The following is a 26,950-nucleotide window of genomic DNA, read 5'->3' on the forward strand; positions in this document are numbered from 1 at the left end:
TGTTATTGATTATGTGAATTTGTTCAAATCTAGAAATCGATTAGTGTTATTTGAAATTAAAAGATATAACTTTTTCGTCACGATAAACCCAGTGCTATTTTTGCAGCTAACGATGATATGGCTGCTGCGGTGATGTCTATTGCACAAATCCAGGGGATTAATGTGCCAAATGATTTATCGGTTGTTGGCTTTGATGATACAACCCTCGCAACGGTCGTGTGGCCAAACATTACCACGGTAAGACAGCCTATTGATGAAATGGCAACGTTAGCTGTCAGCTTATTTACCTCAAATAAAAACAAAGACTTTTCAGGACTAAAAAACAGTCAGTTGCGTCATATTCTCGAATTTGAAATTATTCAAAGAGAGTCGAGTAAATCAATTGTCTAGCAATGACCTATTCTACGGATGATGAAGTGTTTGTTTACGAAAAATACAAATACAATCAATAATTTAAGCAGGTTAATTTGTGGTGATCGTTGATAAAACGCATCTAAGCCACAACGATGATAAGTATTGTTGTAATATTGTGCATTGGTGATGTGCAGTAGAAATTGATTTTGTTTCATGCATTTACAATTATGTTTTTGGTGAGTAAAGTGATTATCAACGTCTGTTGAATATGACTTTTTTACTACTACACAGTTGTTCAACGGCAATCTCCAGAGTGTGTATGTACAACCAAGCTCGCTATATTAAATTGGATCTTACCTGTGAATTTTATAAACGAAGTTATTGATGAAGAAACCATCCCTGCTGATTGTATTAGTAACTTAACCGTTGATAATCTTATTTTTACCCTTCATGACAGCAAACTTAAAGTCTTATTGATTAAATACAATAAAGGCCTAGCAACCAATAAATGGGGCTTAGTCGGTCACTGGGTTCGCAGTGACGAAAACCTCGAGACTGCGGCATCGCGAGTTGTAAAAAACACAGCCGGGGTCGAAAACTTATATTTAGACCAACTAGGTGCCTTCGGTGATGTTGACCGTTACCCAGCCAGACGAATTATTACCATTGCGTTTTATTCGTTGGTCCGCTTTGACGAAACCAATTTATCGCATGGTCCAAATGCCATAGAATGTGAATGGTTTGATGTAAGACAAGTCCCTAAACTGATGTTTGACCATGATAATATTTTGGCCAGTTGCCTTAATCACTTAAAATACAAAGTCAGACATGAACCGATCGGTTTTAGTTTGTTACCTGAAAAATTTACCTTATTACAACTACAAGATTTATATGAATCTATTCTCGGTGTGACATTAGACAAACCCAATTTTCGCCGAAAAATATTAAAGATGAATTTATTAATTGACTGTAATGAGAAGCAACGTAATGTTGCCCACAGAGCAGCGTCATTGTATCGATTTGATGTGCATGTTTATGAAAAACTGACTCAATTTGGTTTTACGTTCGAATATTAATATTCCCTAATCTCAGATGCATCTGCAGAGCAGCAAAATCAAGTATGGTATCAACATATCTATCAACCATTACAAAATGACCCACTAATAAAAGATGCCCACAAAGCATTACTCCTATGGCGTGACAGTATGACTGTGTCATTGGTTACTGGGCTGTTACTGGTAATTGGAGGGGTAAATGTACCTTGGGTCGCAAAAATATTTGATCACTATTCTCTAAGCGTTCCCTTCTGTTTTGCCTTTGCCTGCGGACTTGCTGCGAATAATTGCGGTAAAAGAATGGTGACTAATACGGTTACCATTTGCTACGGCACTAAATTTCACAATCTAAATAGAAAACCGCAGGTGTTCAAATTAACCAAATAGTAGAGTTAAGTCGCTTGCCCTGAGTTGGCGGATCAGAGCTGTGGTTGAAAAGAACAAGCCATTTTGAAAAAGTACATTTATCTACTTGGTGTACATCAGGTGTTGATTGAAAGTACGTCAACTGGCTTGTGTGACTGTAAATTATTCATCGTGCCAGTAATGGAAGTTGTAGTTGTCATTCATTTCAGGTTCAAAAATCACTTGTGCCAACATGTTTGGCACGAAATGGACACAAAACGTCATTTTGGTGTTTTTTGCCTATTTTTTTGAGTTTTAACTATCTTATAGGCTAAATTTGAAATGAATTAATTTGTAAGACTTCTAGACACGAAAAATAACTGCTTGGCACGAGGTTAATGCGATTTGGCGCAGATAAATTTTTACGTAGAGAGTTTGGTAATAAAAAAAGGTTTTTAAAACGAGGAGTTACTGCAAGAAATGGTACACCCGAGTGGACTTCGCTTTACCACATGAATACCGACCCCTACCGCCGCCGTTAACTAAGAGAGGGTAGTGATCTAACCAGCTGAGCTATGGGTTTATTAGCTTGTGAATATTAACTATTAATTTTAGACACAAAAAAACCAGCTTTCGCTGGCCGTATTCTCTTGTATAAGAGAAATGGTACACCCGAGTGGACTCGAACCACCGACCCCTACCATGTCAAGGTAGTGCTCTAACCAGCTGAGCTACGGGTGTATTGTTTACTTTTATTACAATTCCAATGTTTAGACTCTTTGAGAAGAGTGGTACACCCGAGTGGACTCGAACCACCGACCCCTACCATGTCAAGGTAGTGCTCTAACCAGCTGAGCTACGGGTGTATAATATCTTGCTTTCTATGTTCTGGTGTATTGAACCACCAATCCCTACCGCCGGCGTTGTAAAAGAGGGTAGTGCTACTCTTTTTTACTAGCTGAGCTACGGGTGTATTGTTTAACGTTGCACTTTAAAATCTTTTGCTTCAAAGCGGACGCTATCTTAATGGGGATAGGCTGTTGCATGCAAGCAAAAAAAACATTTATATGTCTAAATGGTGATTTGCTGTGCAACTTGATTCAAGCTTAAGCAATGTGAGTCGCTTAAACTTCAAAAAATCAATTAGATTCGCCAATCTGTTGAAACTCAAATCCTTTCTTTTGAATGTATTTCAATCTAATAGCAAACAAAATTGCTGCCGAAGTTAAGCCAGCAATTAATCCAATCCAAAATCCGTGTGCGCCCATAGGTTCAAAAATAAAATTGGTATAACCTAAAATGTAACCTGTAGTAATACCAATCACCCAATATGAAAACAAGGTGATATAGAAAGCACTTCGAGTATCTTTATAACCACGTAATGCTCCAGCGGCGACTACTTGAATTGAATCTGATATCTGATAAAACGCAGCTAACATCATTAAACTACCAGCCAAAGCGACCACTTCAGGGTTATCGTTATACAACAAGGCGATTTGATGCTTAAAGGTGACGGTTAATAGGGCGGTAAAAATGGCTAGGGTGAATGATAACCATAAACCCACTTTTGCGACTAAAGCCGATATTTCTGGTTGCCCACGGCCAAGGTAATAACCAATTCGTATCGAGACAGCAATACCTATAGATAGTGGCAGCATAAAGACAATTGACGAGAAGTTAAGGGCAATCTGATGGCTTGCAACAACATTAGCGCCTAATGGAGCTAAAAATAACGCGATAATAGCAAACAGGCTGACCTCAAAAAATAATGCCATCGCAATTGGCATACCCAATTTAGTCATAGACCACATACTGGCTAAATGAGGACGGTAAAAATGCTTAAATGGCGCGAGCTGTTTAAATGTTTTATCAACTAACATGTAAATAATCATCGCAGCTAACATGGCCCAAAAGACTAATGCAGTTGCAACACCACAACCAGCACCACCCATAGCAGGAATACCAAAACCACCATAAATAAACACGTAATTAGCGGGTATATTGACTGCTAACCCAATGAAGCCTATCACCATTGTCGGCATGGTATAAGAAATCCCCTCACTGCAACCACGTAATACTTGATACAACACGAAGGCTGGGGCACCCCACAAAATGGCATCTATGTAACCTACTGTTAATAAATGCAGTTTTGGCTCTAAATGCATAAAGTCGAGCAAATATGTTGAAGATGCGAGAAATAACATCACCCCAATACCACCTATTATGGCAATATAACCCGCCTGAAAAATGAGTGATGGAATGATTTGTTGATTATTAGCCCCATGATGCTGTGAAAATACAGGGGTAAAGGACATTAACAAGCCTTGAACAAATAAGATTGCAGGTAACCACAGACTGGTGCCAACAGCTACGGCAGCCATATCTACTGCACTCACTCTACCAGCCATCACTGTGTCAATAAAACCCATCATGGTTTGAGTCACTTGAGCTATCAGCACAGGAAGCGCTAATTTTATCAAGCGTGAAATTTGAAAACCTGTATTATTCATTAAAAAACCTATAACGGAACGAGAGAATTATGTTTACTGGTATAGTTCAAGCCACTTGTGAAGTGGTATCGATTAACAATGCTGCAGGTCTTAAAACCTTTGAAGTCGCAATGACACCACCGTTAACCCAAGGATTAGTGACAGGTGCTAGCGTAGCTAATAATGGGGTTTGCCTTACCGTAACCAAGATACTAAATGATAAGGTTTTTTTTGATGTAATGGAAGAAACATTAGCCGTAACTAACCTAGGTAATACCAGTGTCGGTGACATGGTTAATATTGAGCGCTCGTTAACGTTTGGAACTGAGATCGGTGGGCATATTTTATCTGGCCATGTACATACTCTGGCCACGGTTAAGGCTGTCAGTAACACCGACGAGCATTACAATATTGAATTACAGGTTGACTCACAATGGATGAACTACATCTTTTATAAAGGATTTGTGGGAATAAACGGTTGTAGCTTAACGGTAGGTAAAGTCAGTGACAGTGGTTTTGTACTGCATTTAATTCCAGAAACCTTAAAGTTAACTAATTTGAATCATTATAACGTTGGCGACAAGATTAATATCGAAATAGACAGTCAAACACAGGTTATTGTTGATACTGTGGAGCGAATTCTTGCTAAAAAGCAACTCGCTTAATCACCCAACATAATCACCCAACATAATCACCTAAAATAATTATCTATATTAACTTGCCTGCTTTGAAGATTAAGCAGGCGAGCTAGGCATTAATAAATTTGTTCATCGTCAGAATCGATATGAAGTTCAATTGTTCGGCGGTTATCATCTAGGTGCATTCGAATGTGTATTGGATTACAACAAATACGGCAGTCGTCGTAATATTCTTGATCTCCAGAACTTGCATCTAAAGTGACATATTGATGATGCCCGCAATGGGGGCAACAAATGGCACGCGAAAGTAATCTCATTGCTAGTACTCCTCACTGACTCATTTCAGTAAGTATAGTGAGCATTTTATATTTTGGGTCATCCCTAAGCATGATTTAGATACAAATCAATATTATTCACTCACAAATAAGATTAAAGTCTATTTTTATGTTTTTTTGTTTAATAATCAGTATTTAATGTAATCAATATAGTTAATCATTACTAAATAGTCATCTTTATAACAACAAACATCCTCTAAATGCAAGACACAATAAAGGTGGGCTAAAGTCATATTCACTGCTGACCAATACAGTTATCTTAAGCAATGAATGTTGTTGAATACCTCATATATTGCAGTTATTCATCGCACCATGGTTGCGCAATAATCCGCTTATCACATAGAATAGAGACTTGCGTTTTTGGGTAACTAAGACTCCTGTACTGTCTTGATTTCATTAACGTGCTCTCGTTCAAAAAGAACATACTTAATTACCATGTGGCCCTACGTGTGGGTCACCACTGGAAAAGGAATTTTTAATGCCTATTATTACATTGCCTGATGGCAGCAAACGTGAGTTTGCCAATCCTGTATCGACTCTTGATGTTGCATTAGACATCGGCCCTGGTTTAGCAAAAGCGTGTATTGCTGGCCGCGTAAACGGTGAATTAAAAGATGCAACTGACTTAATCACTGCAGACTCAGAGTTAGCTATCATCACGGCCAAAGACGAAGAGGGTGTTGAAATCCTTCGCCATTCTTGTGCGCATTTATTAGGTCACGCGATCAAACAAATGTGGCCTGAAACCAAAATGGCAATCGGCCCGGTTATCGACAACGGATTTTATTACGACATCGACTTAGATCATAAGCTGACGCATGAGGATATAGAAGCCTTAGAAAAGCGTATGCTTTCGTTAGCTAAAACTAACTACGATGTGGTTAAAAAAGTTGTATCTTGGCAAGACGCTCGTGATGCTTTTAGCGAACGCGGTGAAGAATACAAAATAGCTATTTTAGATGAAAACATCAGTAAAGACGCAACACCAGCGCTTTATCACCACGAAGAATACATCGACATGTGTCGTGGTCCACATGTGCCAAACATGCGTTTTTGTCAAAACTTTAAGTTAATGAGCGTTGCTGGTGCGTATTGGCGTGGTAACTCTGATAACAAAATGCTGCAACGTATATACGGCACAGCATGGGCTGACAAAAAAGCCCTTAAAACGCATTTAGTGCGTTTAGAAGAAGCGGCTAAGCGTGATCACCGTAAAATTGGTAAGCAACTAGATTTGTACCATATGCAAGAAGAAGCGCCAGGAATGGTGTTTTGGCATAACGATGGTTGGAGCATATTTTTAGAACTTGAGAAATTCATTCGTCAAAAGTTAGGTCAATACACTTATCAAGAAGTGAAAGGCCCTCTAATGATGGACCGAGTTTTATGGGAACGTTCTGGCCACTGGGATAAATACGCAGAAGCCATGTTCACCACTAACAGCGAAAACCGTGAATACGCGATTAAGCCAATGAACTGTCCAGGTCATGTACAGATTTTCAACCAAGGGTTAAAATCTTATCGCGACTTACCATTACGTATGGCAGAGTTTGGTTGTTGTCATCGTAACGAACCATCAGGTTCACTTCATGGTCTTATGCGTGTACGTGGCTTTACTCAAGACGACGCTCATGTTTTTTGTACTGATGATCAAGTGCAGGATGAAGTCAGTGCATGTATCCAAATGGTATACGACACATACGCTACATTTGGTTTCGATAATATCGTGGTTAAACTGTCAACTCGCCCTGAAAAGCGTATTGGTGATGACGATATGTGGGACCGAGCTGAAGACGCTTTAAAGCAAGCTCTTGCCAATAATAATATTAAATATGAAATATTACCGGGTGAAGGCGCTTTTTATGGTCCAAAAATCGAATTTACTTTGCATGACTGTTTAGATCGTGCATGGCAATGTGGTACAGTACAACTCGATTATGCATTACCGACTCGTTTGGGTGCCACTTATGTCGCAGAAGACAACAGTCGCCAGACGCCAGTAATGATCCATCGTGCTATTTTAGGTTCTTTAGAACGTTTCATAGGTATATTGATAGAAGAATACGCCGGTAAATTCCCAACATGGCTTGCTCCAATGCAAGTTGTTGTAATGAACATTACCGATAAACAAGCTGATTATGTTGAAGAAATCGTTAAATTCTTCAAAGAACAGGGTATTCGAGCATCTTTTGACTTGAGGAATGAGAAAATAGGCTTTAAAATACGCGAACACACCCTAAGACGTGTGCCTTATTTATTGGTCGTTGGTGATCAAGAAATGGAAAATAAGGAAGTAGCGGTGCGTACGCGTGACGGTATCGATTTAGGCAAGTTAAAACTAGAAGATTTCGCCGCGATGATACGTCAACAGATTTCGCTCCGTAGTCTCAAATTGTTGGAGGAATAGGTCATAAAGATCAAAAGAACAGCAGGGCGACAGCCAGCCCCTAATAGAATCAATGATGAAATCACTGGTGTACCTGAAGTCCGTTTATCAGGTTTAGATGGTGAACCAATTGGTATATTAAGTATAAAAGAAGCTCAGAACGTTGCAGATGAAGCCGGAGTTGATCTTGTAGAGATCAGTCCCAATGCTGAGCCACCTGTCTGTCGCATAATGGACTACGGTAAGTTCCTTTTTGATAAAGCGAAAGCTCAAAAAGAACAAAAGAAGAAGCAGAAACAGGTCCAGGTTAAGGAAATTAAATTCCGTCCTGGCACTGATGAAAACGACTATCAGGTAAAACTACGCAACCTGATTCGTTTTCTAGAAGATGGTGACAAAGCGAAAATTACGCTGCGTTTCCGTGGTCGCGAAATGGCACACCAAAACCTAGGTATGGATCTTTTGAACCGTATCAAGGCTGATTTGGAAGAGTATGCGGTTGTTGAATCTTTCCCGAAAATGGAAGGTCGACAAGCAATTATGGTGCTAGCACCTAAAAAGAAATAGTAGGGCAACCCTAAAGTAGCAAAAGTCTCTTGAGGCTTTTGCTCGCCTTACGTTTATTAACGTCCCAATGCGGAGTTTTAGAAATGCCTAAAATGAAAACAGACAAGGGTGTAGCGAAGCGTTTTAAGAAAACCGCTAATGGTTTCAAGCGCAAGCAAGCACACTTACGTCACATTTTGACCAAGAAAAGCACTAAGCGTAAGCGTCACTTACGTGCTAAATGTTTAGTTGCTAAATCTGACGTTCCAGCAATCGCGCGTCAACTACCATACGCTTAATTTAGGAGTTTAGAAAATGCCAAGAGTTAAGCGTGGTGTAACCGCACGTGCTCGTCACAAGAAAGTTTTAAAATTAGCTAAAGGTTATTATGGCGCTCGTAGCCGTACTTACCGTGTTGCTGTTCAGGCAGTAACTAAAGCTGGTCAATATGCTTACCGTGACCGTCGTCAGAAAAAACGTCAATTCCGTCAGTTATGGATTGCACGTATTAATGCAGCGTCTCGTCAAAATGGTCTGTCTTACAGCCGTTTCATTAACGGCTTGAAAAAGGCGTCTATTGAAATCGATCGTAAGATTTTGGCTGACATCGCTGTTTTCGACAAAGTTGTTTTTGCAACTTTAGTTGAAAAAGCAAAAGAAGCGTTAACTAAGTAATTAGTTTAGTCGCTTTAAAAAGAGGAACCTTCGGGTTCCTTTTTTTATATCCGTTAAACGACAAGATGGACTTAATAAAGTCCTCGCAATTCTATAACTGTTTTTTTGTAATGTAATATTAACTACAGAACAAGATATTGTCTGATAGTCATCAGATGATTGTCACCCATATCATATCGAAACTTTCATTTTACTATCTTCTGACAGAAGTAACGCTAAATCACTTAGCGATTAAAAATGAATCTAACGTTACTCACCAAATAAAAAGCAATTAGCAGTCAGAGTAGTGTTCCCTGTTCTGGTGGGGAGATAATACTAATGGCAGGAAGTGACAGGATAACTAACGAAATAACCATTATCGTGTACATAAATTTGAGGAATGTTCACTTTATCATAAAATTATCTCAACTATTAAAAATCTCACTACTCACTGTCGGCATACAATGGTATAACTAAACAAAATTAGTCTCTTCACCTCACTTAGGATAGTTGTAATGATCTTTTCTCAAGTCACGCTTGCGCCAGCAGACCCGATCTTAGGCTTAACAGATGCTTTCAAAGCAGATACTCGCTCACACAAAGTCAACTTAGGTGTCGGCATTTATAAAGATGAAGCAGGGCAAACGCCGATATTATCTTCTGTAAAAAAAGCTGAAGCTATTTTACTTGAAACCGAAAAGACCAAGAATTACCTCGGTATTGAAGGTGTACAAGCTTACAATCAAGTGGTTCAAGAATTACTCTTTGGGCCTGAGAGCCAAATTATATCGGATAAACGAGCTGTAACAGCTCAAGCACCCGGTGGAACTGGGGCATTACGGGTTGCATCAGAATTTCTAGTCCGAAATACCAAATCAACAACCATTTGGGTTAGTAATCCTACTTGGGCTAATCACCAGAATATTTTTGAAACCGCAGGATTAACCGTTAAAGAATACCGTTATTACAAAGCTGAAACACACGATATGGATTTCGATTCAATGTTAGTTGATTTAGCCAATGCGGATGCCGGTGATGTGGTTTTACTTCATGGTTGCTGTCATAACCCAACGGGTATCGATTTATCGATTGAACAATGGACACTCGTCGCCAAGGTTTGTTTAGAAAAATCATTGTTACCGTTATTTGATTTTGCTTACCAAGGTTTTGGTGCTGGTCTAGATGAAGATGCACAAGGTCTACGTACAGTTGCTGCTGTAGTACCAGAGTTATTAATTGCAAACTCTTTTTCTAAAAACTTCGGTTTATATAACGAACGCGTTGGTGCGGTAACCATCGTTGCTGAAAATCAAGATGATGCAGTAAAAAGCTTTAGCCAAATTAAAAAAACTATCCGCGCAAATTATTCTAATCCTCCGGCACATGGCGGATTGATTGTTAGTACCATTTTAGCGGATGCTGCACTGCGCCAAGAATGGGAAATAGAATTGACGCTAATGCGTGAACGCATTGCTGAAATGCGCAGTTTATTTGTCGAAAGTCTAAAAGCTGAAGGTGTCGAACAAGATTTCAGCTTCATCTCTCGTCAAAACGGTATGTTTAGTTTTTCTGGTCTGAACAAAAGCCAAGTTGCTCGTTTAAAAGATGAGTTCGCTATTTACATTGTCGGTTCTGGTCGTATTAGTGTGGCTGGGTTAACGAAAAATAATATCCCAGCGGTGTGTAAAGCCATAGCTCAAGTGATTTAGTCTTAGCTATTGGGATATAAAAATGGCTGCATTATGCAGCCATTTTTGTGTTGACCATTTCAATTTTCATATTTCACAAAGTTGCACGTTAGCCAAATGTTTAACTCCATCAAATCACTTCTGCGAGCAGTATGCTCCATCAACAGAATTCATAATGAATATTAAACACTATGAGCTTCGATATGACTATAGCCAATATCGATAAGTTTTATGTCATATTGCAATGAGGGTATTCAGCCAAATCAATCGGCTTAAGGTGTAAGTCACAAACTTGGCTAATCGCTTCTGCTAATGCTGTTTTGTCATGTAACCCTGGATGATGTTGGCTGATTAATGGAAAGTGATTAAAACGAACACCGTTAATGTTGGAATGAGACAACTTAATTTCATTTCCATGCTGAATAACATCAGCAATCACTTCTTTGCCTATTACCTGGTTAAACCAAGCAATTTTATCTTCAATACTAAACGTGCTTGCAGGTGAATACTCAGCGGTTAAATTATCAATTAACATAACATGTGCGTTCGACTCACGAATGCTCTTGGCTATTTGTGGCAGCAATAAAGGTGGCAGTATACTGGTTAAAAAACTCCCTGGGCCGATAATAATTAAATCAGCATTTGCTAGTGCACTACAAGCCTCTAATGTCGCTTCAACTTCAGGTTCTAATGATAATGCAATCGGCGCTTCCTTCATGCCATCGACATTAAGTTCACCAAACACTTTATTACCACAGTGGGTAAGTGCCACAAGATGAGTAGAAGCTTCCGACATTGGAATAATTTGTGTCTCAATTTTAAGTAAGCCACGAATTAAATTAACCGCTTCAAGTGGTCTTACACAAAGTTGATCAAGTGCGTGTAATACTACGTTACCTAAATTATGTCCCGAAAGTTCATTGTCACCCGTAAAACGATGATCAAATAACATTGAACCTAACGATGGACGATGTGCAAGATGGGAAAGACAATTACGTAAATCCCCCCAAGCAATAGTTTGTTGATCTTGCCTAAGCCTACCAGTAGAACCACCGTTATCAGTCGTTGCAACAATTCCCGTTAATCTCGGACCTAAAAAAGATAATGAGGAAAGAATTCTGCCTAATCCATGTCCGCCACCGATGGCTACCACATGATGATAATTATTGAACTTTTGATTCAACATAATGTGTTCTCAAATCCTTGAGTTGTTGAATAAGACGATTCACAGTCATAAATGACTGCCCCGTAAACACGTATAATGATTTTAACTGGATATGGTCATGAAAGTGTAATTAATTTTAGTTTTTGTAGACGCTGACTTAACGTATCGTGATCAATAACGGATAAGCACAGACTCTACAAAAGTGGTTTACTGTATCCTATCGTTTATTAAGGTTATAATTAGCGGGATTTATAAGTTGAAATGAATTTTTGATAAGGCAGGTACTGTTGAAGATAGGCAATGTGGGTCAAGTGACTTTTGCGTTAGGCTTAGCCGTTGTTGCTTTGTTGGCGATGCGACTCTTTATTTTTCCTAACACTAGCCAGATATCTGTAGCACCTGGTGAACGTCAGCTGAATAATATTGATCTAGGTAAGGTGCCGTTATTTGCTGAAATAGAAGATATTGCCACTAAAAAGCAAATATTTTTTGATTTTTTACGTCCGGCCATTGAAGCACAAAATCAGATTATTATTCACGATCGTCAATTTTTACTGGCTGTTATTGAGCAAATTGATAATGGCTTAGGACTGAGTGAAAATGATAGTGATAGGCTAACAACCATTCTTGAAAAATATCAATATGATGTTAAAGCAATTACTCGCATAACCTTAATGCCATTATTAAAGCGTATCGATATTATTCCGGTTGATATGGTATTAGTTCAAGCTGCCAATGAAAGCGGTTGGGGCAGTTCACGTTTTGCTGTCGACGGGTTTAACTTCTTTGGTCAATGGTGTTTTATTGAAGGCTGTGGTTTAGTGCCATTAGCGCGAGCTGATGGAAAAATCCATGAGGTTGCAGTATTTGATTCACCCAAAGATTCCATTATTGCTTACATGATCAATTTAAACACCAATTCCGCGTATCGTTTATTTCGTTCTATTCGTGCCGATTTACGGGCTCAAAAAGTTAAACCAACAGCCGAGAAATTAGTTTATGGGTTAATGAATTATTCAGAACGAAAAGATGAGTACATTGATGAACTCCTCGAAATGCTTAAACACAATAAGCCATATTTACAAGGGAACAAAGCTAATGCGTAATCGTACGCTACTTAACGGATTTATTTTTATATCGACTATTTTTATAGTGAATAGCAGTTTTGCTGAGACGGTTTCTTTAGAGTACAACGGCTTTTATGATCGATTAAAGCAAGTGAATAAGCAAAACTATCCTTTAGTTGAGCTAGCCTTTAGTGTTCCTATCACACCTGATTGCATCATAGTGTCAGGCAGTATTACCACTGAAAAAGAACAGTTCCCGTTAACATATACTAAACAACAACGTTTATTTATTCCTTACGATCCACAGCTGAAATCAGACCGCGGCTTAGTCAATATTAATGTGGTGGGTGATGCAGCACAGTGTGGGATTGCCATGCAAGTTCGCGCTAAAGAAACTAAACAACATTTTACTCAAACAGAACTATTAGCATTAACCGATGACATGAATAAATTACTTGATGGATTACAAGGTTTTCCAATGAAGTATTTTAGAAAACCGATTAATGGACTCACGTTTGAGTTTGCTGAAATACAAGCAGATGGCATAACAGTTAAGGTTGTTGTTGATAATGTAGAATCAATAGCTGGCGAAAAATACACTTTAACACTCGAACAAATCAATCAGATAAAAAACATTTCATTTACCCACAAACCCAGTGTTGTGAGTCCTCTCGTAACCCAGTAATCTGAACTCGGGATAAATAATAAAAGAAAGGCGTTGATATCAACGCCTTTTGTTTATCTATTAACAGCTAGTCTATTTATTATGGCTTAAATGTCGCCACCACATCGATTCGATTACTAATGTCTAAATTGATGTGACCATTATTACTGATATCGACAAAATCAAAAGCAGGTAAGTCGGCATCAGCTACGTCACCAGTATTTACGGCATCTGGGTTACGCTTTAATGATTTAAAATCAAAATGTTCGCGATCAACACCTTGTGATGGTGAGGTATTTTGCATTGCAGTAAAAATAGTTTCAATACGCCCAGGATGTTGCTTATCCCACATTTGTAACATGTCTTTGACTGCGCCACGTTTTAAATTTTCTTGTGAGCCACATAAGTTACAAGGAATGATAGGAAATGATTTTAGGGTCGAATATTCTTCAATATCTTTCTCACGGCAATAGGCCAATGGACGAATGACCATATTGGCGCCGTCATCAGACAATAGTTTAGGCGGCATGGCTTTTTGTTTGCCAGCATAAAACATATTCAAAAACATGGTTTCAATAATATCGTCGCGATGATGACCTAAAGCAATTTTTGTGGCGCCAATATGTTGGGCAAATCCATAAAGAGTACCACGACGTAAACGAGAGCAAAGTGAACATGTCGTTTTGCCTTCAGGTATCTTTTCTTTAACGATAGAGTAGGTATCTTTTTCGAGAATATGATAAGCCACGCCTAATTTATCTAAGTAAGCAGGCAGCACATGCTCAGGAAAACCTGGTTGCTTTTGGTCTAGGTTAACGGCCACAATTTCAAATTTGATAGGGGCACGTTGTTGAAGGGTTAATAAAATATCCAGCATGGTGTAGCTGTCTTTACCGCCGGAAAGGCAGCACATAACGCGATCACCATCTTCGATCATATTGTAGTCTGCAATGGCTGAACCGACTTCATGTCGTAGACGCTTTTGCAGTTTATTCATACGAGTAATATTTTGTTTAGCGATTGTATCAACTTCAGACATAAAAAATGCGCCCAGTAACCAAGTGTTTCAGGGCGCGTATTATTCCAGTATTCGAGGTCAGGGTAAAGTAGTTAACCTATTCTATTGGAGACTAATCTTCTAAAGGTGATTTATATCCATCAGGTTTAATCGCTAACAAATCGCAATTAATGCTGTCGATGACATGTTCAGCAGTATTACCAATTAATGCCGCTGAAAAACCAGTACGACCAACTGTACCAAGGACCACTAATTCGGCATCTAATTTAGCAGCCATTTCTGGAATCACATCTTCAGGCAAACCTTCTTCAACATGGCAATTTTCAAGCGGAATATTATAGGCTTGAGCTAAATACTGTACTCGTTGCTCATGTTGCATCCGCACTGTGTTGTTATACACATTGGCATCAAAGTCGGGCAGTTCAATGGCCAAATTTACTGGCGTACCAGGGTAACCATTGACTAGGTGAACACTAGCAGAGAATTTTTTGGCTAAATCGAGTGCATGATTAATGATTTTGCCATTAAGCGTTTGATGATCTTCATCTTCACTCACCACATTAACCGCACAAACAATTTTTCCAGCCACTGGCCAATCGTGTTCTTTGACTAATAAAACAGGAACCGGAGATTTACGCATTAAATGCCAATCTGTAGGTGTAAAAATTACAGCTTTTAATTTGTCGTGTACGTGGGTGCTTTTAACAATTAAATCATAATTGCCTTTCATCGCATGATTAATCACACTTTCGAAAGGGCGGTTATGCCACACAACTTCGGTATTAATTTTTATATTGAATTTACTAAAACCATCTATGGCATTTTCTAACCAAGCGACACGTTGATCAATAACACCTTGACGCATCGCTTCACGTTCTTGACTGGACAAAATTGAAGTCATTTCATATGAGAAGTCAAAAATGGATAAAAATGCAGTTATCTCTGCCTGACTTTTTGACGCTAATTCAACAGCACGTGCCAATGCGGGTTGATGATCCGTTGTAGGATTAATCACCACTAATATCTTTTTATAATCCTTCATATAACCTCCAAAGCTGTTGAGTTCTTATTTACATTACCTATTGATAGTATTACCGTTTGCTAATAAATAAACTTTGAGATAGATCATATATATCAAATTTAAGTGGCGATGCGAGCATTTCCAGCAAGGGTACTTAACGATGAGTGATCGATAATAGAAATATACTTACCCTTAACCTCAATTAAACCAGACTTTTGAAACCGACCTAATAAACGGCTAATTGTCTCAACTGTTAAGCCTAAATAGTTGCCGATATCACCACGAGTCATTGTCAGACGAAATTCATGAGGCGAGAAACCTCTATTACCAAAGCGATTAGCCAGGTTATTAATAAATGCAGCTAAACGTTCTTCAGCATTTTTCTTTGAAAGCAATAGGATCATCTCTTGATCACTCATAATTTCATTGCTCATTAAACGCATAATTTGCTGGCGTAACTTAGGCATAGATCCAGATAAATCATCTAAAGTTTCATAGGGGATTTCACAGACCATTGAGGTTTCTAAGGCTTGGGCAAAGCTTTGATGACGTTGTGCATGAATACCATCAAAACCAATGACGTCACCGGCCAAATGGAATCCAGTAATTTGCTCATCACCTTGCTCAGTAATGGTATAACTTTTGATTGTACCGGAGCGAATTGCATACAATGACTTAAGCACGTCACCGGACTTGAAGATAAGGTCACCTTTTTGAATGGGTTTTTTACGTTCAATAATGCTGTCGAGTTTATCAAGCTCATCATTGTTTAACGTAAAAGGGATACACAGGGCTTCCATACTGCAGTCGTGACAATGAATGGCGCAACCGGTAGTAGATGGACGTCGAGCTTTAATCAAATCTGAAGGCATACCCAATCTCAATTTATGAAGACGTTACTATGTTATACCATTCTGCATTAATAAGGTACTCTTCAACATCAGAGTCGCACTTACTATATGAAGAGAATGGACGCTGCAATCATGGCATTTTAAAACACAGTTGTAACTCACTTCGTTTCAACACATTGTAGATACCAAAGTTTGTCAGTAAAATGTATTTAAAAATGATTCTACATACTTAACAGCTTAACTTATAACCATTGATTTTAAACATAAAAATCATTAGATCAATATCTGTGAAGCCGCTTAAAAATAGCCTCTAGCTTAACGACAATAAATGCATATTTGACCGTTATAAACTAGTTTAGTTGATTAAAAGCGATGTAAAGCGTTTGCAATCCAAATAACACTAAAAGCCCGCCACTGAATAATCTTACTGCCCGTTTTTGTACCCATTGAGCCAAGGTTTTAGCGGCTAATCCTGCAGCGAATAGAGCAGGTAAAGTCCCTAAACCAAATGCAAACATAATTAAGCCACCTTGTAATGCACTACCAGATGCAACTGACCAAGTTAATGTACTGTACACAAGGCCGCAGGGGAGCCAACCCCATACCATACCAGCCATAACAGCTTGCAATGGATGAGTAATAGGTATGAATTTACGCGTCAGCGGTTGTAAATATCGCCACAATATTTTGCCGACTTTTTCAATGTGTACAATGCCAAACCATATCTGAGCAATATAGAGCCCGGTAAGAATCATCATGGTGCCAGCAACAATTCGCAAAAAAATTAAATAACTATCAACATCAAATAAATGACCAAGGGCTGAGACACTGCCACCGACAATCGCACCCGCTACTGTGTAACTAAAAATACGTCCAAAATTGTAGCCAAACAAAAATGTGAGTTGCGTGCCTAAGCGGGTCTGGCCATTGGTGGGTATATTGGCTGAAAAAGCGCCAATCAATCCACCGCACATGCCAAAACAATGTGCAGCGCCCATTAAACCAACAATAAATGCACCACCAACATTATATTCAATCACTGGGTTTACTCTGGTTTAGTGTGAGTAGTAGATGAAGCAGCAGAACCAACTGTATTTTGTTGGGCAACATCGGTAGTAGCAGAACGGTTAATTGGAGAGCTGTTAATTGGAAAATCATTAATTGCAGAGCTGTCGTTAGCAGAGTCGGCTTTAGCACTGCTGTTTTTGTTCATGCTGTTTTCGTCTTCATCGAATAAAATAGACACGCTTTGTCTATCTAAATCATCAAATTGCTCAGACTTTACTGCCCAAAAGAAAATAGAGACTGCTATCAATACAAACAACATCGCAATAGGTATTAATACGTAAATGATACTCATAACTTTATCCTAAGAAGGCGTAAGCTGTTGCTCACCACAATAAGTGAACTGACAGACATGCCAATCGCAGCAATATAAGGAGCAACATGCCCAGTAACTGCCAATGGCAAAATAATCATGTTATAAGCAAAAGCCCATAACAAATTTTGATGAATTATTCGCTGGGCTTGCTTAGCGACAAAGATAGCATCATTAAAACGTGATAAGTGATCGCCCAGTAAAATTAAGTCGGCACTGTTTTTAGCAATAGCACTGCCGCTTCCCATCGCAACAGACAAGTTTGCTCCGGCGAGCACTGGCGCGTCATTAATACCATCGCCAAACATAGCCACATTGGCCTGTTGTTGTAATTGATTCACTAACGCTAACTTATCTTGCGGCGATAAACCTGAATGCACATCAGAAATACCAAGTTTACTTGCTAAAAACTCAACATGACCCGAATTATCGCCACTGGCAATACTGAGTGTTATGTTAGCCGCCTTTAATGTATTTACGGTGGCTAAACTATCAACTCTTAGCTCATCTAGCATTTCAATTTTAGCGACCAAATTATTATCGATGGAAAGATAAATCCACTGACTTTCTATTGCCTTCGAAGCCGCTATATTTACCTCTGGGGTAACAAATTGTACCGTACCAATACAAACTTGCTGTTGGCCGATACTGGCGCGAATACCCAATCCAATATGATGGTCAACATTTTCAACAAAGTGTTTATTATCAAAAAAAGGCTTAAATGCTAATGCGATGGGGTGTAAAGAGCCTTGTTCAATTGCAGCAGCCATCGATAGGACTTGCTCTGAAGAATATTTGCCAAAGGTTTGTACTTCACCAATCGATAAATGGCCACAGGTTAAGGTTCCCGTTTTATCAAACACCACATGATTAATTTTAGTCAGTTTTTCGAAAACTCCGGCCTTGCGCGGAATCACGCCTAACTTGGTAAAAATAGCCGTCGCACATGTCACTGCTGTCGGCGTAGCAAGGGCGAGGGCACACGGACAAGTGGCAACTAATACCGACAAGGTGATCCAAAAGGCATCATCAGGAGAAATAAATAACCAAACACAATAAGTTATTGCTGCTATCGATAATATGGTCGCGGAAAAGTATCGAGCTAAACGGTCGGCCACCAAAGCGATGGCCGGTTTGTTGTTTGATGCAAGTTCTTGTAAGCGAATAATTTCAGCCACTAGCTGATCTTGACCTAACGCAGTGACTTTTAATTCAAGAGGTTGTTCTACATTAATGGTTCCAGCATACACAGTATCAGATACCTGTTTGCCTATTGGCATTTGTTCACCGGTTAACATCGCTTCGTTGACGCTTGATAGGCCTGCAACCACCTCAGCATCTGCTGCAATCACCTCACCAGGTTTGACCAAAATAATATCGCCAATGACTAGCTGTTTAGCAGCGATCTCTGTAATTTCGCCGTCACGGTATAAATGTGCGGTCAAAGGGACCAGTTTATGTAAATTACTCGAACTGACGGAGGCTTTTTGTCTGGCTGTTTGTTCAAAATAACGGCCAAGTAATAAGAAGAAGGTAAACATGGATACTGATTCAAAATACACTTCGCCATTGGCCTGAATTGTCGCGACACAGCTGGCGACATAAGCACCTAAAATCGCGATGGAGACAGAGACATCCATATTAAGCTTGCCACTTAATAGACTACGAAGCGCACTGAAATAAAAGGGTTGCGCAGAATACAATACCACTGGAGTAGCAAAAATTAAGCTAACCCAACGAAAATAATCCCGAAACTCAACATCTAGGTCGGTAAAGTATCCAGTGTATAAGGCGAGGGCAAACATCATCACCTGCATGGTGGCAAAACCTGCAAGTCCTAGGCGGAGTAAAAATTTACGACTGTCTGCTTTTGATTGTTTTTCTTGCTCATCAACTTGGTAGGGCGCAGCTTGATAGCCAATTTTACTGATAATCTGCAAAATTTCGCTGAGCTGAATAATTTGACTATCCCAACTCACTAACGCGCGTTGTGTGGTTGAGTTAACCAACACATTAGTGACTCCCGCAATAGGTTTGAGTTTATGTTCAATTAACCACGCACAAGCAGCGCAGGTAATACCATCAATGGACAAAGAGGTTGAATCAATAGCACCTTGTTTATGAACAAAGTCTTGTTGAACTTCAGGTAAATCATAAGCACTGTACTGCGATAATTGCTCAGGGATCAAAGCAGTTTGACGATTGCCTGGCTCACTACGAAATTGATAATAGCTGCTTAAGCCAGCATCCATAATCGCTTGTGAAACCGCCTGACAACCTGGGCAACACATAGGTTGTGGTTGCCCATTAATCACGGTTGTAAACTGTTCACCCGTTAGCACCGGCTCATTGCAATGAAAGCAAGATGTCATCTATTTATACCAGCTTAATTAAATATGTCATCATTCAAAGACTTAATAGATTTACTATTAATTTAGCCAATATTCAACGTCATCTTTAATATCAATACGTTGTTGTATACGCCACTTAGCATCATAGCCTTCTATGCGCACTTCCCAAGGGCCGGTAATCGCAGCATCTAATGGGATGTGATAAACATAATTAGCATCAGAAGTTGCATTAAGGCTGAAATCTTTTTCCTCAATCGTTGGATGATAGAACTGAACATTCAATGCCGCACGATATTCAGGACCGCCTTGTTGAGTAATTTTTAATTCTTGATCGGCCACGGTAACTAAAAATTTCATCCCAATCTGTTGAGCGTACTTTATCTTACGCAAATCCATGTTAATGGCTTTGCCTTGTTTATAATAATCTTCAGCAACTAATGAGTCAGAATTATCTAAAGCAATCTTTAATGTAGTTAAACTAGCGATAACCGCACACATTGGCAAAATGATTAAAAACCAAGGCCAAAACTGTTTATACCAAGGGAGTTGATCCGACATAATTCGTCCTAAAATGGTGGTAATAATTCGGGGGCTATTTTACCCCTTAATGGCTTAATAATCACTTAAAAAAAAGGCCTCGATAATATCGAGGCCTAGATGTTACTTATAAGTAACTATTTGTTTGATAAGCTATAAACATAAGCTGTAATGACATGGACTTTCTCTTCACCAAGAATGTCTTTCCATGCTGGCATAACCGCTACTCGGCCATTAATGATAGATTCAGCAATCACACCACGGCTGCCGCCGTATAACCAAACATTATCAGTCAGGTTAGGCGAACCCATGAACTTGTTGCCTTTTGCATCCATACCATGGCATGCAAAACAACCTTTCATAAATGAACCTTGACCTTGAGCAGCTAACGCTTCGTCATGTTCGCCACCAGATAGTTTAATCACGTATTCAGCTAGACCTTTAATCTCGCTGTCTTCGATAGGTAAACCACCTTTTGGAGGCATCATGCCGTTACGACCGTTCATCAGAGTAGTTTTAATAGTGGCTAAATCACCACCATATAACCAATCGTCATCGGTAAGGTTAGGGAAGCCTTTAGAACCGCGAGCGTCAGAGCCATGGCACTGTGAGCAGTTTTGTAAAAACAAACGTCCGCCCACCTTCAATGCTTCAGGATCTTTCACTAACTCTTCTAACGGTGTCGCTAAATAAGCCGCAAAAATTGGACCGTATTTTTCTTCAGCGTGTGCCACTTCGCGGTCATACTGAGATAAACGGTTTTCCGATTTTGCTGCTTCAAGCGCTGCTGCTGAGTCAGCTTTAATGCCATTTTCAGTACCAATACTTTGGTTTGAACTTGTCCAACCAAACAGACCTTTGTAGTTACCTAGGCCTGGATATAGAGCTAAATAGATCACACCGAATACGATGGTTAAATAGAACATGTACGCCCACCACTTTGGTAGTGGGTTGTTCAGTTCTTCAATACCATCAAAACTGTGGCCCATTGATTTACCTTCTTCTACACCGGTGTAATTATTATTAACCAGTTTAAGAAGGATAAAACAACCAGCAATGACCACAATCGTCAGTACAGAAATCCAAATGCTCCAGAAGTTACTCATAATCATTACTTCTGATCTCCCGAGTCTTTTGACATTTTTGCAAGTTCATCTTCTGTAAACACCAAGTTAGCCGCTTCGTCAAATTTTGACTTGCTATGCTTACTGTAAGCCCAGAAGAAAATCCCTACAAAAGTCACCATAACAACTATGGTTAAAATACCTTGAAAAGTACCGTAATCCATTATTGCCTCCTATTTGAGTGCGTGACCTAAAGATTGCAAATAAGCGATCAGCGCCTGCATTTCTGTCTTGCCTTCAACCGCTTTTTTAGCGCCAGCAACTTCTTCATCAGTGTAAAGATCATTACCTTTGTAACCGCCTTTATGCAGGTTACGCAGAATAGTCATCTTGTCACCAGTGAGTTCGCCGTCTAGCTTATTTTCAGCTAACCAAGGGAAACCAGGCATGTTTGACTGTGGTACAACGTCACGAGGATTAAGCAAATGCACTTCGTGCCACCTATCACTGTAACGTCCGCCAACACGGGCTAAATCAGGACCAGTACGCTTAGAACCCCATTGGAAAGGGTGATCCCAAACAGACTCGCCAGCAACAGAATAATGACCATAACGTTCTGTTTCAGCACGTAAAGGACGGATCATTTGGCTGTGACAGTTGTAACAACCTTCACGAACATAAATGTCACGACCTTCAATCTGCAAAGCAGTGTAAGGAATAAGACCTTCAACGGCTTCAGTAGTGTCTTTCTGAAATATCAGTGGTGTAATCTGCACCAAACCACCAAAACTAATGGCGATGACAGTGAAGATAGCAAGCAGGCCGACATTCTTTTCAATTAATTCATGATTAAATTTCATCGAATCTGCTCCTTAAGCTTCTGCAATAGCAGGTAATGAATCTTTAGACGCTTTAACGGTTTTGATAACGTTATAGGCCATAATGAACATACCAGTTAAGAAGAAACAACCACCAATAAAGCGTACAAAGTAGAATGGGTACGAGGCTTCTAAACTCTCAACGAAACTATAAGTTAGTGTTCCATCAGAGTTAACCGCACGCCACATAAGACCTTGCATAACACCAGAAATCCACATACTAACGATATATAAAACAGTACCGATAGTCGCTAACCAGAAATGGACGTTAACCAGCTTCATGCTGTACATACGACCATGACCAAATAGCACTGGAATTAAGTGATATAAAGAACCAATAGACACCATTGCCACCCAGCCTAGCGCGCCAGAGTGAACGTGACCAATAGTCCAGTCAGTATAATGAGATAATGCATTAACTGTTTTGATTGCCATCATTGGGCCTTCGAAGGTAGACATACCGTAGAAAGACAATGAAACAACTAAGAAACGTAATACAGGGTCTGTACGCAGCTTATGCCACGCACCAGACAAGGTCATAATACCGTTAATCATACCGCCCCAAGAAGGTGCGAATAGAATTAATGACATTACCATGCCTAATGACTGAGTCCAGTCAGGAAGGGCAGTGTAATGTAAGTGGTGAGGACCGGCCCAAATGTATAACGCAATCAACGCCCAAAAATGGACAATGGATAAACGGTACGAATACACTGGGCGACCAGCTTGCTTAGGCACGAAGTAATACATCATCCCCAAGAAACCAGCAGTAAGTAAGAAGCCTACCGCATTATGACCGTACCACCACTGAACCATCGCATCGACTGCACCGGAGTACAGAGAGTAAGACTTAAATAAGCTTACTGGTACCGCCATTGAGTTAACAATGTGAAGTACTGCAACAGTAATGATAAAGGCACCAAAGAACCAGTTGGCCACATAAATGTGGGACGTCGTTCGTTTAGCGATTGTGCCAAAGAATACAATTGCATAGCTAATCCAAATAATCGCAATCGCGATATCGATAGGCCATTCTAATTCTGCATATTCTTTGCCTTGGGTAAATCCCATTGGTAAAGTGATAGCAGCTGCAATAATAACGGCTTGCCAACCCCAGAACGTAAATGCGGCCAATTTGGGCGCAAAAAGACGGATTTGACAAGTGCGTTGCACAACATAGTAGGATGTAGCGAAAAGAGCTGATGTTCCGAACGCGAAAATCACCGCATTGGTGTGTAATGGTCGTAAACGACTATACGTTAACCAAGGAGTGTCGAAGTTCAGTTGCGGCCAGATTAACTGAGCCGCAATCAATACACCCACTGACATGCCAAAGATTCCCCACAAAACTGTGGTTAGTGCAAATTGGCGGACAATAGTGTAGTTGTAATCAGCGCCTGTAGACTGGGAATGGTTCATCATAATGCTTCCACGGCTTATTACTTATACTTTTAATATTTAGTAAAGCGAACTTTACCAGTTAGATTAACATGTGGTCATAAAACCAGCTGTTTAATGCTGTTTTTAATGCCATATGTCAAGGTGTTACCTCATGTTAATTCTCTCTATCATGAGACGGTGTAATGATACTTGAGCTAAGTCAAAAAAGATACTTACCAAAAGGCATCAAAGTTGATCTAGATCAATCTGTGAAAGATAATGTTACTAACTCAACTATAAAGGTTAAAAATTGTGCACAAACTTGTCCGAATTATCATTTTAAATATTTTGTTAATGTTTTTAGTAGCCTGTGACAAACCACAAACACAAGAACACGCTAATTTAGTCATCGATAAAACGTTATGTCAGTTTTCTGTTGGGGAATGTTACAAAAAGGTGGCCGACTTGCAAGTCGGTTTACTGATTGACCCCATCAATACCCCAAGCGAAAAACCGTTAATAGTTACGCTTTCCAGTAATCAAAAGATCACTAATATTTCAATGAGAATAGAAGGTCGCGACATGTTCATGGGTATTATCCCAGTTTCATTGTCCGAAATAAAAGATAATGTCTATCAAGGTCCAGTTATTTTTGGCTCATGCAGCAGTAATTATATGGTGTGGCGAGTATTTGTTTCATTTGATTACCAACAACAGCCACGTACACTAATGTACGATTTCTTAGCCGATAACGATAACAACTAACGTTATCGCTAACTTATATATGCAGATGACTATACCTTTGTGGGCTAGGGCAGAGGTAATTTAATGGCTTTAGGCATTTCACTTCACTATAGCAAAGGTCTTAAATAGGCCTATTTAATAGTCATTATGGTTAGTTTCAGTGTCATCCCGTCAAAAACTTCACTCCTACTGTGTATATTTCATTTCACTTCAAATCTTATGACTAGTACTGGCATCATATTGCATTAATGCTCAACAGCACTTGTCGATTAAACATTTCAAGTGAGCCTTATATGCGCTTATATATGATCAACAGCACAGAAGTGGTTAGAACAGCTACAATGCAATTGATAACTATTCTCATTAATGTATTATTAAGCTACAGCATTCATCTTTCCAGGGTGAGTAGGGAATAGAGCAATAACGTTATGAAAAAGAGTAGCGTGAAATAAGGAGCACACATGAACAGAATAAATGTGTCTATCGATGCAGATAAAGTGGCCCAATTAATCAAAGCAGGTCATTTATGTGCTGCAGACTTACAGTGCCTAGACAGGGCAAGTAAACAAACCGTTTGGCAATTGTGTTTATGGAGCTGCCAAAAAAGGTCTACGTGCCACAACAAGCAATGCCAGCAGGCGTGCAAGCCAATAACAGCAGTAGATTATTGTATGCAGCAGTTAATAACAGACCAAGATATTGCAGTATCAACATATCCAAGACTCATCATTAAAAATCGCTACGATTGATGCCGATAAATAACATTATCGGCATCAAGCAAAAAATAGTATAATAAGGCAATATAATCAATAACCTAGACTTAATCATATGACCTACAATATCATTGATGAACTGCCACCAGTATTACCACTATTTGATGCTGCAGAGCATGTTTTACAAGGTAATGCGTCCGTTAATCAGTACATTACGCGAATTTCAATAGATAAAGTGGCCGATGCAGGGCTCATCATAGAGCACTGTGCCGATTGGTTATTTGAGCAAAAGCAGTCTGAAAACAACTATAAAGCCTACCGCAGCGAGTTAACCACATTTCTTCATTGGTGTTTTGACGTCGTCGCATTATCGCCAATCGCGGTAACGCGTAAAGACATCGCTAAATACATCGATTACTGCCAATCGCCGCCACAAACATTGATAGGCTATTTCAATGTAGCGCAATTCAAACTCGATAAAGCCACCGCAGAGCGATCGCCAAACCCACAATGGCGGCCATTTATCGGTAAAAAACACCTCGGAAAATGCCTACCATATCAACTGAGTGATAATGCATTGAAGACTAAAATAGCAATATTATCCTCATTTTATGGCTACCTAATTAGCGAAGAATACACCGAGCGAAACCCAGCTCAGTTATGGCTTAAACACAGCCGATTCTCCATTAAACGTAAATTTACCATCGACGAAGACAACAATCATCATGCTTTTACAGAGCTACAATGGTCGTATGTTATTAGCACCGTAAGCCAATTAGCAGACACTCAACCAGAGCAGCATCAACGCAGTTTATTCCTCATCACACTATTATATAGCTGCTACTTACGCATATCGGAAATAAGTGCACGCGCAGGTTACGCGCCGATCATGAGCCAGTTTAGACAAGATCCACATTCTGGTATCTGGTATTTTCACGTGCCATTTTCTAAAAGCGGCAAAGCACGTAATATTGCTATATCAAAAGCGTTGCTGGCTGGACTAGTTGATTATCGACGTTATCTGCGTCTCAGTGATTTACCCAACATCAACGATCAACATCCTATATTTGTCGGTCACAAAGCAGCAGCCCATGGACGTGAATCTGGAGTCATCAATGCCAATCTTGGTATTCGCCACATACGTGACGAAATAGACAAACTGATTAACTTAGCTGCAGACAATGCCGCTAAAGATGGTTTTGAACACGACAGCCAACTTATGCGAAAACTCAGTGCGCATAATATTCGCCATACTGGGATCACGCATGACATCAATATCAACCGACGCCCATTGTCACATGTCCAGGCCGATGCCGGTCATGAGAGTATCGACACCACATCACAGTATTTACACACCACACAAACTGAACGACATCAAAGTGCATTCAACAAACCGTTAAATCATCTTGCTGAGATTAAATAATTGGCAGGCACAAGCCGTAAAAAGTTAAAGCATGCAATCTAAGCACGATGCTAAACAACACATTAAGCAACATTAGGCTGTTAATGAACAATCAATGCCTACAAAGACTTAGAGTTCTAATGTGCGCATAAGTATGCGCACAATGTATATTATGTTAAATAGGGTATTTGTGTCATCATAACTAACGGTTTTTTTTGTGGTTTCTC

The 26,950-nt window shown here is 39.6% G+C and carries 25 protein-coding genes, 2 tRNA genes and 2 pseudogenes; 13 read left to right on the forward strand and 16 right to left on the reverse strand.

The window, feature by feature from the left end; translation table 11 throughout:
• Nucleotides 1-90: 90 nt before the first annotated feature.
• Both HNW13_RS06900 and HNW13_RS06905 read left to right on the forward strand, forming a co-directional pair.
• Nucleotides 91-390, forward strand: a pseudogene (locus tag HNW13_RS06900) (substrate-binding domain-containing protein); the annotation flags it as partial.
• 323 nt (nucleotides 391-713) lie between these two features.
• Nucleotides 714-1,430 (forward strand): NUDIX domain-containing protein, encoded by a 717-nt coding sequence (locus HNW13_RS06905; protein ID WP_310734201.1) that lies wholly within the window; start codon nucleotides 714-716, stop codon nucleotides 1,428-1,430.
• A gap of 988 nt (nucleotides 1,431-2,418) precedes the next feature.
• Here the strand turns inward: HNW13_RS06905 and HNW13_RS06910 are convergent.
• From HNW13_RS06910 to HNW13_RS06920, 3 genes are all read right to left on the reverse strand, one after another.
• Nucleotides 2,419-2,495, reverse strand: a tRNA-Val gene (locus HNW13_RS06910).
• Nucleotides 2,496-2,543: 48 nt separating this feature from the next.
• Nucleotides 2,544-2,620 (reverse strand) — tRNA-Val (locus HNW13_RS06915).
• Between the two features lie 273 nt (nucleotides 2,621-2,893).
• On the reverse strand, nucleotides 2,894-4,264 hold the full coding sequence (locus tag HNW13_RS06920; RefSeq protein ID WP_192114926.1) for an MATE family efflux transporter: 1,371 nt from the start codon (nucleotides 4,262-4,264) through the stop codon (nucleotides 2,894-2,896).
• 29 nt (nucleotides 4,265-4,293) lie between these two features.
• On the opposite strand from HNW13_RS06920, the gene HNW13_RS06925 reads away from it, so the two are divergent.
• Nucleotides 4,294-4,908: a riboflavin synthase subunit alpha gene (locus tag HNW13_RS06925; protein WP_101088268.1), complete on the forward strand. Its 615-nt coding sequence runs from the start codon at nucleotides 4,294-4,296 to the stop codon at nucleotides 4,906-4,908.
• A gap of 89 nt (nucleotides 4,909-4,997) precedes the next feature.
• On the opposite strand, the gene HNW13_RS06930 is transcribed toward HNW13_RS06925, so the two are convergent.
• Nucleotides 4,998-5,198 (reverse strand): CPXCG motif-containing cysteine-rich protein, encoded by a 201-nt coding sequence (locus HNW13_RS06930; RefSeq protein WP_101088269.1) that lies wholly within the window; start codon nucleotides 5,196-5,198, stop codon nucleotides 4,998-5,000.
• 496 nt (nucleotides 5,199-5,694) lie between these two features.
• On the opposite strand from HNW13_RS06930, the gene thrS reads away from it, so the two are divergent.
• From thrS to HNW13_RS06955, 5 genes are all read left to right on the forward strand, one after another.
• Nucleotides 5,695-7,623 carry a threonine--tRNA ligase gene (gene thrS / locus HNW13_RS06935; RefSeq protein ID WP_162023125.1) on the forward strand — a complete coding sequence of 643 codons (1,929 nt, stop codon included), beginning with the start codon at nucleotides 5,695-5,697 and terminating at the stop codon, nucleotides 7,621-7,623.
• A 3-nt stretch (nucleotides 7,624-7,626) separates the two neighbouring features.
• On the forward strand, nucleotides 7,627-8,169 hold the full coding sequence (gene infC / locus HNW13_RS06940) for a translation initiation factor IF-3 (RefSeq protein ID WP_081430133.1): 543 nt from the start codon (nucleotides 7,627-7,629) through the stop codon (nucleotides 8,167-8,169).
• A gap of 83 nt (nucleotides 8,170-8,252) precedes the next feature.
• Entirely contained in the window at nucleotides 8,253-8,447 is a 195-nt protein-coding gene (rpmI, locus tag HNW13_RS06945; protein ID WP_011496149.1) for a 50S ribosomal protein L35, read from the forward strand.
• 16 nt (nucleotides 8,448-8,463) lie between these two features.
• Nucleotides 8,464-8,823, forward strand: coding sequence for a 50S ribosomal protein L20 (rplT, locus tag HNW13_RS06950; protein WP_011637486.1), 360 nt, complete (start codon nucleotides 8,464-8,466; stop codon nucleotides 8,821-8,823).
• A gap of 494 nt (nucleotides 8,824-9,317) precedes the next feature.
• Nucleotides 9,318-10,511: an amino acid aminotransferase gene (locus tag HNW13_RS06955; RefSeq protein WP_182744483.1), complete on the forward strand. Its 1,194-nt coding sequence runs from the start codon at nucleotides 9,318-9,320 to the stop codon at nucleotides 10,509-10,511.
• A gap of 208 nt (nucleotides 10,512-10,719) precedes the next feature.
• On the opposite strand, the gene yvcK is transcribed toward HNW13_RS06955, so the two are convergent.
• On the reverse strand, nucleotides 10,720-11,676 hold the full coding sequence (yvcK, locus tag HNW13_RS06960; protein ID WP_192114925.1) for a uridine diphosphate-N-acetylglucosamine-binding protein YvcK: 957 nt from the start codon (nucleotides 11,674-11,676) through the stop codon (nucleotides 10,720-10,722).
• Between the two features lie 266 nt (nucleotides 11,677-11,942).
• Here yvcK and HNW13_RS06965 point away from each other — a divergent pair, with 266 nt between their 5' ends.
• Together HNW13_RS06965 and HNW13_RS06970 are read left to right on the forward strand one after the other, a co-directional pair.
• Nucleotides 11,943-12,761, forward strand: a complete 819-nt coding sequence (locus tag HNW13_RS06965; RefSeq protein ID WP_101088273.1) for a glucosaminidase domain-containing protein — start codon at nucleotides 11,943-11,945, stop codon at nucleotides 12,759-12,761.
• Nucleotides 12,754-13,407, forward strand: a complete 654-nt coding sequence (locus HNW13_RS06970; RefSeq protein ID WP_192114924.1) for a DUF2987 domain-containing protein — start codon at nucleotides 12,754-12,756, stop codon at nucleotides 13,405-13,407. Before HNW13_RS06965 ends, HNW13_RS06970 begins: the two co-directional genes overlap by 8 nt.
• Nucleotides 13,408-13,486: 79 nt before the next feature.
• Here the strand turns inward: HNW13_RS06970 and ttcA are convergent, their stop codons facing one another.
• From ttcA to ccoN, 11 genes and pseudogenes are all read right to left on the reverse strand, one after another.
• A complete protein-coding gene (ttcA, locus tag HNW13_RS06975; RefSeq protein WP_101088275.1) occupies nucleotides 13,487-14,425 on the reverse strand; it encodes a tRNA 2-thiocytidine(32) synthetase TtcA in 939 nt (312 codons plus the stop codon).
• A gap of 91 nt (nucleotides 14,426-14,516) precedes the next feature.
• On the reverse strand, nucleotides 14,517-15,446 hold the full coding sequence (gene uspE / locus HNW13_RS06980) for a universal stress protein UspE (RefSeq protein WP_162023119.1): 930 nt from the start codon (nucleotides 15,444-15,446) through the stop codon (nucleotides 14,517-14,519).
• Between the two features lie 98 nt (nucleotides 15,447-15,544).
• On the reverse strand, nucleotides 15,545-16,297 hold the full coding sequence (etrA, locus tag HNW13_RS06985; RefSeq protein WP_101088277.1) for an electron transport transcriptional regulator EtrA: 753 nt from the start codon (nucleotides 16,295-16,297) through the stop codon (nucleotides 15,545-15,547).
• 329 nt (nucleotides 16,298-16,626) lie between these two features.
• Nucleotides 16,627-17,316, reverse strand: coding sequence for a sulfite exporter TauE/SafE family protein (locus HNW13_RS06990; RefSeq protein WP_192114923.1), 690 nt, complete (start codon nucleotides 17,314-17,316; stop codon nucleotides 16,627-16,629).
• 179 nt (nucleotides 17,317-17,495) lie between these two features.
• Nucleotides 17,496-17,636, reverse strand: a pseudogene (gene ccoS / locus HNW13_RS23475) (cbb3-type cytochrome oxidase assembly protein CcoS); the annotation flags it as partial.
• Nucleotides 17,633-20,026 carry a heavy metal translocating P-type ATPase gene (locus HNW13_RS07000; protein WP_192114921.1) on the reverse strand — a complete coding sequence of 798 codons (2,394 nt, stop codon included), beginning with the start codon at nucleotides 20,024-20,026 and terminating at the stop codon, nucleotides 17,633-17,635. The pseudogene ccoS and the gene HNW13_RS07000, both read right to left, overlap by 4 nt.
• A 57-nt stretch (nucleotides 20,027-20,083) precedes the next feature.
• Nucleotides 20,084-20,563: a FixH family protein gene (locus tag HNW13_RS07005; RefSeq protein ID WP_192114920.1), complete on the reverse strand. Its 480-nt coding sequence runs from the start codon at nucleotides 20,561-20,563 to the stop codon at nucleotides 20,084-20,086.
• A gap of 116 nt (nucleotides 20,564-20,679) precedes the next feature.
• Nucleotides 20,680-21,648, reverse strand: coding sequence for a cytochrome-c oxidase, cbb3-type subunit III (gene ccoP / locus HNW13_RS07010; protein WP_192114919.1), 969 nt, complete (start codon nucleotides 21,646-21,648; stop codon nucleotides 20,680-20,682).
• A 5-nt stretch (nucleotides 21,649-21,653) separates the two neighbouring features.
• The gene (locus HNW13_RS07015) at nucleotides 21,654-21,830 is read right to left on the reverse strand and encodes a cbb3-type cytochrome c oxidase subunit 3 (RefSeq protein ID WP_011637473.1); all 177 of its coding nucleotides are present in this window, start codon (nucleotides 21,828-21,830) and stop codon (nucleotides 21,654-21,656) included.
• 9 nt (nucleotides 21,831-21,839) lie between these two features.
• Nucleotides 21,840-22,466 (reverse strand): cytochrome-c oxidase, cbb3-type subunit II, encoded by a 627-nt coding sequence (ccoO, locus tag HNW13_RS07020; RefSeq protein WP_101088282.1) that lies wholly within the window; start codon nucleotides 22,464-22,466, stop codon nucleotides 21,840-21,842.
• Between the two features lie 12 nt (nucleotides 22,467-22,478).
• The gene (gene ccoN, locus HNW13_RS07025) at nucleotides 22,479-23,906 is read right to left on the reverse strand and encodes a cytochrome-c oxidase, cbb3-type subunit I (protein WP_192114918.1); all 1,428 of its coding nucleotides are present in this window, start codon (nucleotides 23,904-23,906) and stop codon (nucleotides 22,479-22,481) included.
• Between the two features lie 270 nt (nucleotides 23,907-24,176).
• On the opposite strand from ccoN, the gene HNW13_RS07030 reads away from it, so the two are divergent.
• The 3 genes from HNW13_RS07030 to HNW13_RS07040 all read left to right on the forward strand — a co-directional run bounded on the left by HNW13_RS07030 (nucleotide 24,177) and on the right by HNW13_RS07040 (nucleotide 26,744).
• On the forward strand, nucleotides 24,177-24,629 hold the full coding sequence (locus tag HNW13_RS07030; RefSeq protein WP_101088284.1) for a hypothetical protein: 453 nt from the start codon (nucleotides 24,177-24,179) through the stop codon (nucleotides 24,627-24,629).
• 440 nt (nucleotides 24,630-25,069) lie between these two features.
• Nucleotides 25,070-25,357, forward strand: a complete 288-nt coding sequence (locus tag HNW13_RS07035; RefSeq protein WP_101088285.1) for a hypothetical protein — start codon at nucleotides 25,070-25,072, stop codon at nucleotides 25,355-25,357.
• Between the two features lie 79 nt (nucleotides 25,358-25,436).
• Nucleotides 25,437-26,744, forward strand: a complete 1,308-nt coding sequence (locus HNW13_RS07040; protein WP_192114917.1) for a site-specific integrase — start codon at nucleotides 25,437-25,439, stop codon at nucleotides 26,742-26,744.
• The last annotated feature ends 206 nt before the right edge of the window (nucleotides 26,745-26,950 follow it).

It is taken from the genome of Shewanella sp. BF02_Schw (assembly GCF_014596695.2).
Taxonomy (GTDB): Bacteria; Pseudomonadota; Gammaproteobacteria; order Enterobacterales; family Shewanellaceae; genus Shewanella.

What these genes read in the sequence shown, in the direction of transcription:
- HNW13_RS06920 (WP_192114926.1), bottom strand. Translation starts at nt 4,264, where the DNA reads ATGAATAATACAGGTTTTCAAATTTCACGCTTGATAAAATTAGCGCTT.
- HNW13_RS06925 (WP_101088268.1), top strand. Translation starts at nt 4,294, where the DNA reads ATGTTTACTGGTATAGTTCAAGCCACTTGTGAAGTGGTATCGATTAAC.
- HNW13_RS06930 (WP_101088269.1), bottom strand. Translation starts at nt 5,198, where the DNA reads ATGAGATTACTTTCGCGTGCCATTTGTTGCCCCCATTGCGGGCATCAT.
- thrS (WP_162023125.1), top strand. Translation starts at nt 5,695, where the DNA reads ATGCCTATTATTACATTGCCTGATGGCAGCAAACGTGAGTTTGCCAAT.
- rpmI (WP_011496149.1), top strand. Translation starts at nt 8,253, where the DNA reads ATGCCTAAAATGAAAACAGACAAGGGTGTAGCGAAGCGTTTTAAGAAA.
- rplT (WP_011637486.1), top strand. Translation starts at nt 8,464, where the DNA reads ATGCCAAGAGTTAAGCGTGGTGTAACCGCACGTGCTCGTCACAAGAAA.
- HNW13_RS06955 (WP_182744483.1), top strand. Translation starts at nt 9,318, where the DNA reads ATGATCTTTTCTCAAGTCACGCTTGCGCCAGCAGACCCGATCTTAGGC.
- yvcK (WP_192114925.1), bottom strand. Translation starts at nt 11,676, where the DNA reads ATGTTGAATCAAAAGTTCAATAATTATCATCATGTGGTAGCCATCGGT.
- HNW13_RS06970 (WP_192114924.1), top strand. Translation starts at nt 12,754, where the DNA reads ATGCGTAATCGTACGCTACTTAACGGATTTATTTTTATATCGACTATT.
- ttcA (WP_101088275.1), bottom strand. Translation starts at nt 14,425, where the DNA reads ATGTCTGAAGTTGATACAATCGCTAAACAAAATATTACTCGTATGAAT.
- uspE (WP_162023119.1), bottom strand. Translation starts at nt 15,446, where the DNA reads ATGAAGGATTATAAAAAGATATTAGTGGTGATTAATCCTACAACGGAT.
- etrA (WP_101088277.1), bottom strand. Translation starts at nt 16,297, where the DNA reads ATGCCTTCAGATTTGATTAAAGCTCGACGTCCATCTACTACCGGTTGC.
- HNW13_RS07000 (WP_192114921.1), bottom strand. Translation starts at nt 20,026, where the DNA reads ATGACATCTTGCTTTCATTGCAATGAGCCGGTGCTAACGGGTGAACAG.
- HNW13_RS07005 (WP_192114920.1), bottom strand. Translation starts at nt 20,563, where the DNA reads ATGTCGGATCAACTCCCTTGGTATAAACAGTTTTGGCCTTGGTTTTTA.
- ccoP (WP_192114919.1), bottom strand. Translation starts at nt 21,648, where the DNA reads ATGAGTAACTTCTGGAGCATTTGGATTTCTGTACTGACGATTGTGGTC.
- HNW13_RS07015 (WP_011637473.1), bottom strand. Translation starts at nt 21,830, where the DNA reads ATGGATTACGGTACTTTTCAAGGTATTTTAACCATAGTTGTTATGGTG.
- ccoO (WP_101088282.1), bottom strand. Translation starts at nt 22,466, where the DNA reads ATGAAATTTAATCATGAATTAATTGAAAAGAATGTCGGCCTGCTTGCT.
- ccoN (WP_192114918.1), bottom strand. Translation starts at nt 23,906, where the DNA reads ATGATGAACCATTCCCAGTCTACAGGCGCTGATTACAACTACACTATT.
- HNW13_RS07035 (WP_101088285.1), top strand. Translation starts at nt 25,070, where the DNA reads ATGAACAGAATAAATGTGTCTATCGATGCAGATAAAGTGGCCCAATTA.
- HNW13_RS07040 (WP_192114917.1), top strand. Translation starts at nt 25,437, where the DNA reads ATGACCTACAATATCATTGATGAACTGCCACCAGTATTACCACTATTT.